Below are 7,511 nucleotides of genomic sequence, written 5' to 3' on the forward strand. Positions count from 1 at the left end.
GTGGGCAGGGCACCGACCGGGCGTCCGCGGGGGACCTTCCGGGCATCTTCCGGGCATCCGGGACAAGATCACGCGCGCGCCGCACACCAGGACGCCCAACGGCCCACCCGCTCCTCGACGACCAGGACCGTGCCCGGAGGGGTCGAGGAGCGGGTGGGCCGTCACCGCCGTACCCCTACAACACGAGGGACAGCAGCAGGACCGCGCCGCCGGCGACCACGGAGATGATCGTCTCCATGACGGACCAGGTCTTGATGGTCTGGCCGACGTTCAGCCCGAAGTACTCCTTCACCAGCCAGAACCCGGCGTCGTTGACATGGCTGAAGAACAGCGAGCCGGCGCCGATGGCCAGGACGAGCAGGGCCGTGTGCGTGGTCGACATGTCGGCCGCGAGCGGGGCCACCAGACCGGCCGCGGAGACCGTCGCCACCGTCGCCGAGCCCGTCGCCAGCCGGATCGCCACCGCGATCAGCCAGGCGAGCAGCAGCGCCGGGATCGACCAGTCCTTGGAGATGTCCAGGACCATCTGGCCCACGCCGGTGTCGATCAGCGTCTGCTTGAAGCCGCCGCCCGCGCCGACGATCAGCAGGATGCCCGCGATCGGGGCGAGGCCCTTCTCGACGAGCGGCGAGATGCGCTCCTTGCCGAACCCGGCCGGCGCCAGCAGCGTGAAGATGCCGACCAGCACGGAGGCGAGCAGGGCGATCAGCGGCGAGCCGACGACGTCGAAGACGCGCTGCACGGTGTTCTCGGGGTCGTCCACGACGATGTCGACCAGCGCCTTGGACAGCATCAGCACGACCGGCAGCAGGATCGTCGCCAGGGTGGCGCCGAAGCCGGGAAGCCTCTTCAGTTCCTCCGAGGCGCGCTGCGGGATCATCCGCTCCGGCGCCGGGACGTCCACCCAGCGGGCGGCGAACTTCGAGAACACCGGACCGGCGATGATCACGGTCGGTATCGCGACCAGGACGCCGAGCGCCAGCGTGACGCCCAGGTTGGCGCCGACCGCGTCGATCGCGACCAGCGGCCCGGGGTGCGGCGGGACCAGACCGTGCATCACGGACAGACCGGCCAGCGCCGGGATGCCGATGCGCATCAGCGAGTAGTTGCCGCGCTTGGCGACCATCAGCACGACCGGGATCAGCAGGACGACGCCGACCTCGAAGAACAGCGGCAGTCCGATCACGGACGCGATCAGCACCATCGCCCACGGCATCGAACGGCCGCCCGCCTTGGCGAGGATGGTGTCGACGATCTGGTCGGCGCCGCCGGAGTCCGCGAGCATCTTGCCGAGGATGGCGCCCAGGGCGATCAGCACGCCGACGCCCGCGACCGTGGAGCCGAGGCCGGTGGTGAAGCTGGCGATGACCTTGTCCAGCGGTGCGCCGGCGACAGCGCCGAGCACCAGCGACCCGAGGGTCAGGGACAGGAAGGCGTGGAGCTTGAACTTGGTGATGAGCAGCACGATGACGGCGATGCCCACGAGGACGGCGACACCGAGCTGAGCGTGTCCCGCCGAGGTGATGGGCTCGACGGGGTCCGCTGCCAGCATCTCGACGCTGAGTCTGGTCACGGGGTTTCCCTTGCAGGTACGGGGGTGGGGAGGGGAGTTACACGGTCGGCTCGGGGAGCGCCGTCAGGGCCGTGACGGCCCGTTCGGTGATCTCCTCGGGGGTGCCGGCCACGTCCACGGCGACGCCCGCCTCGTCCTCCGCGAGCGGCTGGAGGGTGGCGAACTGGGAGTCGAGCAGCGCGGTCGGCATGAAGTGCCCCTGCCGGTGCGACATCCGGTCCTCGATCACCGCGCGGTCACCCGCGAGGTGCACGAACACGACGTCCGGTGCGGCGGCCCGCAACCGGTCGCGGTACGAGCGCTTCAGCGCGGAGCAGCTGACCACTCCGCCGAGCCCGGCCCGGCGGTGCGCCCAGGCGCCGATGGCGTCGAGCCACGGCCACCTGTCGTCGTCGTCGAGCGGCGTGCCGGCCGACATCTTGGCGATGTTGGCCGCGGAGTGGAAGTCGTCGCCCTCGGCGTAGGGAACGCCGAGGCGGGCCGCGAGCAGGGGACCGATGGTGGTCTTCCCGGTGCCCGCGACGCCCATGACCACGACGACATGGGGGGTGTTCATCGCTGCCTCACTGTCTGTCCTCGTCGACACGTGATGTCGACGGACACTGAAACCCATTAGGTACGACGAATCAAGAGTCTGTGACATATAAGTCTGACTTTTTGTTCGCGTGATCCGGCCCGTACGCTGAGTGCATGAGCACAACGGGCCGGGGGCTGCACGGCCGAGTTCTGGACTCCCTCGGCCCCGCGATCACCGCGGGCGAGTACCCGCCGGGCAGCGTCCTGCGCACGGACGAACTCGCCCAGCGCTTCGACGTCTCACGCTCGGTGATGCGCGAGGCGGTGCGCGTCCTGGAGTCCATGCACCTGGTGGAGTCCCGCCGCCGCGTCGGCGTCACGGTCCGCCCCAAGGCCGAGTGGAACGTCTACGACCCGCAGGTCATCCGCTGGCGGCTGGCCGGCGCCGACCGCCCGCACCAACTGCGCTCGCTCACCGTGCTGCGCTCCGCCCTCGAACCGGTCGCGGCGGGCCTCGCCGCCAAGCACGCCACCGCCGAGCAGTGCGCCGAACTCACCGAGTGCGCCCTCGGCATGGTCTCCCACTCACGCGGCCACCAGCTGGAGGGCTACCTCCTGCACGACATCGCCTTCCACCGCGTCATCCTCAACGCCTCGGGCAACGAGATGTTCGCCCGGCTCGGCGACGTCGTCGCCGAGGTCCTGGCCGGCCGCACCCATCACGAGGTCATGTTCGAGGACCCCGACCCGGCGGCGGTCACCCTGCACGTCCAGGTCGCCGAGGCGGTCCGCGCGGGCGACGCCGTCCGCGCCGAGCACCTCACCCGCGAGATCACGGTCGGCGCCCTCCAGGAGCTCGACATCCTGGCCCCCTGACGGCTTCAGCTCAGGAACTCCCCGTCCACGTACACCCAGGCGCCGTCCATCCGCTCGAACCGGCTGCGCTCGTGCAGCGACCCGCCGCGGAACGAGGCCCGGAAGGTCACCGTGCCCGTGGAGTGGAACGCCGAGCCGTCCTCCGTCCCGAGGATCTCCAGCCCCGTCCACCGCATCCCCGGATCCAGCTCCAGCCGCCCCGGACGCGTCCGGGGATGCCAGGTGCGCAGCAGGTACGGCACCTCGCCCCGGACGAACGCGCTGTACCGCGACCGCATCAGCGCCTCGGCGGTCGGCGCGGTGGCCACCCCGGAATGGAACCGCCCGCAGCACGCCTCGTACGAGCCGGGCAGCCCGCACGGGCACCCGGCCGAGGGCTGGGACACGGAGGAGGAGCGGGCGGCACGTCGGGACATGGCCCCCATTGTGCCGGTGCGGCAGAAGCCACGAGGAATCCGCCCCACAACGACGAACAGCCCCTCACCAGGAGGGGCTGTTCGATCTGTGTCCGAGGGGGGACTTGAACCCCCACGCCCGATAAAGGGCACTAGCACCTCAAGCTAGCGCGTCTGCCATTCCGCCACCCGGACAAGGTGTCTGTCGCGCGGGTCTCCCTCGCGGCGACAGAGAAAACACTACCAGGCTTTCGAAGGGTCCCCGATCACCCCCGGGGCGGCGTGAACGGCGTGTGACGAGGTGCGGCCGGTCTTGGGCCGTGCCGTGCGGAGAGAGAGGATGAGGGGGACCCACCAGCAGTGACACCGCGGGAGGAAGCAGCGTGAGCGACACGGACACGACCAGGAGCGTCACCGGCGAGGACGAGGTCGTGGACCTCTGCCGCGAGCTGATCCGCATCGACACCAGCAACTACGGGGACCACTCCGGCCCCGGCGAGCGCGCGGCGGCCGAGTACGTCGCCGAGAAGCTCGCCGAGGTGGGCCTGGAACCGAAGATCTTCGAGTCGCACCCGGGACGCGCCTCCACCGTGGCGCGCATCGAGGGCGAGGACCCCTCCCGGCCCGCGCTTCTCATCCACGGCCACACCGACGTCGTCCCGGCCAACGCCGACGACTGGACCCACCACCCGTTCTCGGGCGAGATCGCCGACGGCTGTGTGTGGGGGCGCGGCGCCGTCGACATGAAGGACATGGACGCGATGACCCTCGCGGTCGTCCGCGACCGGCTGCGCAGCGGCCGCAAGCCCCCGCGGGACATCGTGCTCGCGTTCCTCGCCGACGAGGAGGCCGGCGGCACCTACGGGGCCCGGTTCCTCGTCGACAAGCACCCGGACCTCTTCGAGGGCGTCACGGAGGCCATCAGCGAGGTCGGCGGGTTCTCGTTCACGGTGAGCGAGGAGCGGCGGCTCTACCTGATCCAGACGGCCGAGAAGGGCATGCACTGGATGAAGCTGACCGTGGCCGGCACCGCCGGGCACGGCTCGATGATCCACCGCGACAACGCCATCACCGAACTGTCGGAGGCCGTCGCGCGCCTCGGCCGTCACACGTTCCCCGTCCGGGTCACCAAGACCACCCGCGCCTTCCTCGACGAGCTGGGCGACGCGCTCGGCACCGAACTCGACCCGGAGAACATGGAGGGCACCCTCGCCAGGCTCGGCGGCATCGCCAAGCTCATCGGGGCCACCCTCAGCAACACGGCCAACCCCACCCAGCTGAACGCCGGCTACAAGGTCAACGTCATCCCCGGCGAGGCCACCGCGCACGTCGACGGCCGCTTCCTGCCCGGGCACGAGGAGGAGTTCCTCGCCGACGTCGACCGCATCCTCGGACCGAACGTGCGGCGCGAGGACGTGCACGCCGACAAGGCCGTCGAGACCGGCTTCGACGGCGCCCTCGTGGCCGCGATGCAGTCCGCGCTGGTGGCGGAGGACCCGGCGGCCAAGGCCATCCCGTACATGCTGTCCGGCGGCACCGACGCCAAGTCCTTCGACGACCTCGGCATCCGCGGCTTCGGGTTCGCCCCGCTGAAGCTCCCCCCGGAGCTGGACTTCGCGGGCATGTTCCACGGCGTCGACGAGCGCGTGCCGGTCGACGGACTGCGGTTCGGCGTGCGGGTCCTGGACCGGTTCATCGACGCGTCGTAATTCGACCAGGCGTACTGGATGTGCTCTGGACGAGTGAACACGCTCATAGGGTCGTAGCTCTATTCACCGCTCCTCGTTACAGGTGATGCGATCAGCAAGTGAGATCGCATTGCCAACAAGGAGGAACAATGATCAAGAAGGTCGTCGCCGCTGCGGCTGCCACCGGTGGGCTGGTTCTCGCGGGCGCGGGCCTGGCCGTTGCCGACTCGGGTGCTCAGGGTGCCGCCGTGCACTCCCCGGGCATCGTGTCCGGCAATGTCATCCAGGCTCCGATCCACATCCCCGTGAACGTCTGCGGCAACACGGTCTCCGTGATCGGGCTGCTGAACCCCGCCTTCGGCAACACCTGCATCAACAAGTGACGTTGTGTCTCGCCCTGTGACCAGGGCTGAGCCGTCGGCCCCGGGGCGCGTGCCATGCGCTCCGGGGCCGACCGGCCTTTACGGAACGTCGGCCGATCTCCCGACGTGTCTTCTCGGAACAAGGTCGAAGGCAGGTATCCAGCAATGCGACAGGTCACCCGCAAGGGCCTGATGACCGTGGCGGCGGCGACCGGGGTCATCGCGGCCGCGGGCGGCGCCGCGCACGCCACCGGCTCGGGTGCGCACGGCTCCTCGTCCCACTCGCCCGGCGTGCTGTCGGGCAACTCGGTGCAGGTGCCGGTGGACGTCCCCATCAACGTCTGCGGCAACACCGTCGACGTGGTGGGCGTCCTCAACCCCGCCGTGGGCAACAGCTGCGCCAACAAGGGCGGCACGGGCGCCAAGGCGGACGGGCACGCCAGTGACTCGCCGGGCATCGGCTCCGGCAACAGCGTCCAGGTCCCGGTGCATGTGCCGGTCAACGTGTGCGGCAACACGGTCGACGTCATCGGCATCGGCAATGCGGCCGAGGGCAACGACTGCGCCAACGGCGGCGGCCACCAGAACCCGCCCGGCTCGCCCGAGGAGCCGGGCAACCCGGGCAACCCCGGAAACCCGGGGAATCCCGGAAACCCGGGGAATCCCGGTGAGCCCGGCAACCCTGGTGAGCCGGGCAACCCTGGTGAGCCCGGCAACCCGGGAGAGCCGGGAAATCCCGGTGAGCCGGGCAACCCGGGTGAGCCCGGCAACCCCGGAGAGCCGGGCAACCACGGTACGCCCGAGGAGCCGAACACCCCGGGCGGCGGCTCGCACGGCAACCAGCCGGGCGCCCACTTCGTCACCCAGCCCCAGGGCGACGCCCAGCTCGCCCACACCGGCAGTGACGTCCCGATGGGTCTCGTCCTGCCGGTCGGCGCCGGCGCGCTGCTCGCGGGCGCGGTGCTCTACCGCAAGGCCCGTCAGTCCGCCTAGGACGTGACGTACGGCACGAGAACGGCGGGCCCCGTCCACGCGGGGCCCGCTTCCGTTCCGTCCGTCCGGTCCCTGGCTCAGCTCACCAGGTGGCTCGCACCTGGCGGATGATCCGGCGCCGCAACCGCACCCGGCGGCTGCCGTCGCGCAGCAGACTCAGGCGGTCCAACTCCCAGTGTCCGTACTCGGCATGGTCCGTCAGCAGACGTGTGGCGTCCTTGCGGGAGACCCCGCGCGGCACGTACACGTCGACAAATTCGTATTCCGGCATCGCATCTATTGTGCGGGCTGGGGCCCGGTACGGATAGCGTCTGCACTATGTCTGATGCTGTGCAGCCCACCGCTGCCGAGGTACGCGCCGCCGCCGAGGCGGTCAAGACCGCGCTCGACCGCCATCTGGCCGCCGTCGAACGCCGGTCGGGTGAGGACGACCCGGCCGTCTACGAGGCGTTCAACGAGCTGGCCGCCGCCGCCGAGGCCTACGACGAGCTGCTGTACGACCGCTACGACGAGGTCACCCCGTTCGAGATCCCCGGCGCCGAGGACGCGCTGCCCCCGTACACGGGGCCCGAGGAGCCGAGCGCGGTGAGCGTGCTGATCCGGCGCGACTACTCGGTGGTGGAGCCACCACGGCTGATGGCGCAGGCCGAGCGCATCGAGGCGGCGGACTACGACGACGGAGCCGACGGGGAGGCCTCCGGCACCGTGCACGGAGCGCTCGGGCTGCTGTTCGGCGAGTTCGAGCCGGACGAGATCGCGTCCCGGCACAAGGAGTTCGGGCTGGAGGAGGGCGACTCGACGCTCTGGGTGATCGCCTCGGACGAGCAGGCCGACCCCGGCGAGTGGCTGGAGGCCCCCTTCGAGGGCGCCGACCCGCAGCGGGTGATCTGCCGCTTCGACGTGAGCACCGTCTTCGACGACGACCTGGACGACGTCGACGAGACGGAGGACCCCGACGAGGACGCCGACGACGACCTCGAGGAGGAGCTCGACACCGACCCCGACGGGGACGAGATCGAGCCGTTGGACGCGGACCGGCGCTGAGCCGCACACGCGACGGGCGACGGCAACGACTACGGCGGCGGTCACGGAGGCATCCCTCCGTGAC

General features: G+C 70.7%; 9 protein-coding genes and 1 tRNA gene. 5 read left to right on the forward strand and 5 right to left on the reverse strand.

The features are described 5' to 3' along the window. Window positions 1–175: 175 nt before the first annotated feature. Both ACFV46_RS27220 and ACFV46_RS27225 read right to left on the reverse strand, forming a co-directional pair. Complete coding sequence (locus tag ACFV46_RS27220; protein WP_361931740.1) at window positions 176–1,573, reverse strand: gluconate:H+ symporter; 1,398 nt, start codon at window positions 1,571–1,573, stop codon at window positions 176–178. A 37-nt stretch (window positions 1,574–1,610) separates the two neighbouring features. Continuing rightward, window positions 1,611–2,129 (reverse strand): gluconokinase, encoded by a 519-nt coding sequence (locus ACFV46_RS27225; RefSeq protein ID WP_151783204.1) that lies wholly within the window; start codon window positions 2,127–2,129, stop codon window positions 1,611–1,613. 134 nt (window positions 2,130–2,263) lie between these two features. On the opposite strand from ACFV46_RS27225, the gene ACFV46_RS27230 reads away from it, so the two are divergent. After that, window positions 2,264–2,965, forward strand: coding sequence for a FadR/GntR family transcriptional regulator (locus ACFV46_RS27230; RefSeq protein ID WP_361931737.1), 702 nt, complete (start codon window positions 2,264–2,266; stop codon window positions 2,963–2,965). 5 nt (window positions 2,966–2,970) lie between these two features. Here ACFV46_RS27230 and ACFV46_RS27235 read toward each other — a convergent pair whose 3' ends face one another. Both ACFV46_RS27235 and ACFV46_RS27240 read right to left on the reverse strand, forming a co-directional pair. Then, window positions 2,971–3,390: a YchJ family protein gene (locus tag ACFV46_RS27235; protein ID WP_385500144.1), complete on the reverse strand. Its 420-nt coding sequence runs from the start codon at window positions 3,388–3,390 to the stop codon at window positions 2,971–2,973. 80 nt (window positions 3,391–3,470) lie between these two features. Further along, window positions 3,471–3,555, reverse strand: a tRNA-Leu gene (locus tag ACFV46_RS27240). A 188-nt stretch (window positions 3,556–3,743) separates the two neighbouring features. Here ACFV46_RS27240 and ACFV46_RS27245 point away from each other — a divergent pair. From ACFV46_RS27245 to ACFV46_RS27255, 3 genes are all read left to right on the forward strand, one after another. Then, window positions 3,744–5,069: a M20/M25/M40 family metallo-hydrolase gene (locus tag ACFV46_RS27245; RefSeq protein ID WP_361931731.1), complete on the forward strand. Its 1,326-nt coding sequence runs from the start codon at window positions 3,744–3,746 to the stop codon at window positions 5,067–5,069. A 128-nt stretch (window positions 5,070–5,197) separates the two neighbouring features. Beyond that, on the forward strand, window positions 5,198–5,431 hold the full coding sequence (chpH, locus tag ACFV46_RS27250) for a chaplin ChpH (protein WP_361931729.1): 234 nt from the start codon (window positions 5,198–5,200) through the stop codon (window positions 5,429–5,431). Between the two features lie 144 nt (window positions 5,432–5,575). Next, the gene (locus tag ACFV46_RS27255) at window positions 5,576–6,403 is read left to right on the forward strand and encodes a chaplin (RefSeq protein WP_385500146.1); all 828 of its coding nucleotides are present in this window, start codon (window positions 5,576–5,578) and stop codon (window positions 6,401–6,403) included. Window positions 6,404–6,485: 82 nt separating this feature from the next. Here ACFV46_RS27255 and ACFV46_RS27260 read toward each other — a convergent pair whose 3' ends face one another. Further along, a complete protein-coding gene (locus ACFV46_RS27260) occupies window positions 6,486–6,674 on the reverse strand; it encodes a DUF5703 family protein (RefSeq protein WP_005485166.1) in 189 nt (62 codons plus the stop codon). Between the two features lie 47 nt (window positions 6,675–6,721). On the opposite strand from ACFV46_RS27260, the gene ACFV46_RS27265 reads away from it, so the two are divergent. Then, window positions 6,722–7,447, forward strand: coding sequence for a hypothetical protein (locus tag ACFV46_RS27265; RefSeq protein WP_385500147.1), 726 nt, complete (start codon window positions 6,722–6,724; stop codon window positions 7,445–7,447). Window positions 7,448–7,511: the final 64 nt, after the last annotated feature.

The organism is Streptomyces sp. NPDC059852, assembly GCF_042731455.1.
Classification (GTDB): Bacteria; Actinomycetota; Actinomycetes; order Streptomycetales; family Streptomycetaceae; genus Streptomyces.